We start from the raw sequence: 1611 nt of genomic DNA, 5'->3' as shown, positions 1-1611 counted from the left end.
CGGCAGCGGCTAGGGCTACCGGATCGGCGGCAATTTCGCTGCCGGCAATCTGGACGTGCTGCTCGCCGCCAGCCAGCTGGATTTTACCCTTAAGCTGACAGGAGTAGAGTTCCAGCCAGACCGATCCCTGGGTCTTCAAGGCTGTGCCTTTTTCTCCCCCGGCGGCTTCCAGACCGCACCCGCGCAGGGTCAAATAAGGGGCATTTTCGCCGCTGGCAGCCGTCATCAAGGTCCCGGCAGCTTCCCGGCCTTTTAAAGTGAGATTTTCCAGGGTCAAGTAGCGGCCAGTCAGTTCGATCTGGCCAATCAAGTTTGTCATCTCCGGCGCTGACCCCGTCCCTTTGATGACGATGTTGTTCAAGTCTTGCCCGGAGGGAATTTCATAAAAGCCGGGAGCCAGCATGAGCACGTCATCCTGCTGCAGCTGCTCCAAGGCCTGTTCCCAGGTCAAGTCGCGCGGATCCTGGCTCACTTTGATTAAACGCACGATACGGCTCCTTTCTATTCCTTCCGCTCCGTCCACTTGATTCCCATCAGGGAAATGTTTTCCGGATGCTCGCATTTGATTTCCAGCGGCGCCCCCTGGTAGTAAAGGGCGTTGGCCGCCAGGCGGGCATCGTCGTCAACCAGGGCTGGCCAGTTGTGCGGGTCAAAGCGGAGGTTCCGCCCCTTCAAAACCGCCTGGTCGACCAAGAAGATAAAGTAAGGATAGTCGCCGTTGCCGGAGAAGGTCACCAGGCTCCCGTCCAAGAGGCTCTTGCCCTCCAGGCTGGCCGCGGCCGTGACCTGGACATTGGACAAAAAGCTCTGGCTTTCGCCTCTGGCCTGGAAATTGTAGAGCTGGCTGTTCTGCATGAGCAGATGGCACTGGTCCTCGATGGCCAGTTGGCTTGGCATCTCGCTTTCCAGAATGTTCAGCCAGCAGTCGCCCCGGGCGTAAAGGCTGTAGTCCCGGTTGACGAAGCGGCAGTCATAGACGTTCACCCAGCTCTTGCCGCCCAAGTTGAGGTTGCCGATGACGGAGTTGTTGACGTTCAGTTCGATATTGCTGGAATCGAAGCTGTTGACCGTCCCCCGGACCTCGGAATTGTTGATGATCGCCGTCCCGGTCCCTTCCAAAGAGATGGTGCCGAATTTTTCTGATTCATAATCCAGCAGGCAGTCCGCCATTTCCAGGCGGAAATTGGCACTTTCGAAAAAGGACAGGGTCCCGTTGAGCAGGCGGCAGGAGTACATTTCCACCGTGTCCTGGCCGTTGACGGAAACCGTGGTCGTCTTGTTGCCGGTCCCGGTCAAGACGCAGCCGCGCAGAATCAGGTAGCTGTTGCTCTCTTCCGGCAGATCCAGGGTATTCACGTCCCCGTAAGGTTCCAGGGCCAGGTTTTCGAAAACCACCCGGGAGCTGTTTTCCCCGATGGAGAAAAAGCTGCGGATCCGGGTGTCTTCCGGGCTGGCGCCCAGGCCCTTGATCGTCACGTCTTCCAGGATCCGGCCCCGCGGCCAAACGTAATAGCCGGGCTCAAGCAGCAGGTAGTCCCCCGGCGCCAGGTCCAGCATGGCCCGGTGCCAGGTGACCTCGCCGCCGCCGCTGCCAACTTTGATGTATCTAGG

The 1611-nt window shown here is 58.8% G+C and carries 1 protein-coding gene and 1 pseudogene; both read right to left on the bottom strand.

Going from position 1 to position 1611, the window contains the following annotated elements; genetic code table 11:
• Nucleotides 1–487 (bottom strand): annotated as a pseudogene (locus lacNas_RS11695) (hypothetical protein); the annotation flags it as partial.
• A 14-nt stretch (nt 488–501) separates the two neighbouring features.
• Nucleotides 502–1611, bottom strand: a 1110-nt coding sequence (locus lacNas_RS11690; RefSeq protein WP_201346892.1) for a hypothetical protein, incomplete at its 5' end; no start/stop codon positions are given.

Origin of the sequence: Lactobacillus nasalidis (assembly GCF_016587775.1) — a bacterium.
GTDB lineage: Bacteria > Bacillota > Bacilli > Lactobacillales > Lactobacillaceae > Lactobacillus > Lactobacillus nasalidis.
The sequence above is the reverse complement of the archived record's forward strand: the minus strand, read 5'-3'. Positions and strand labels throughout refer to the sequence as shown.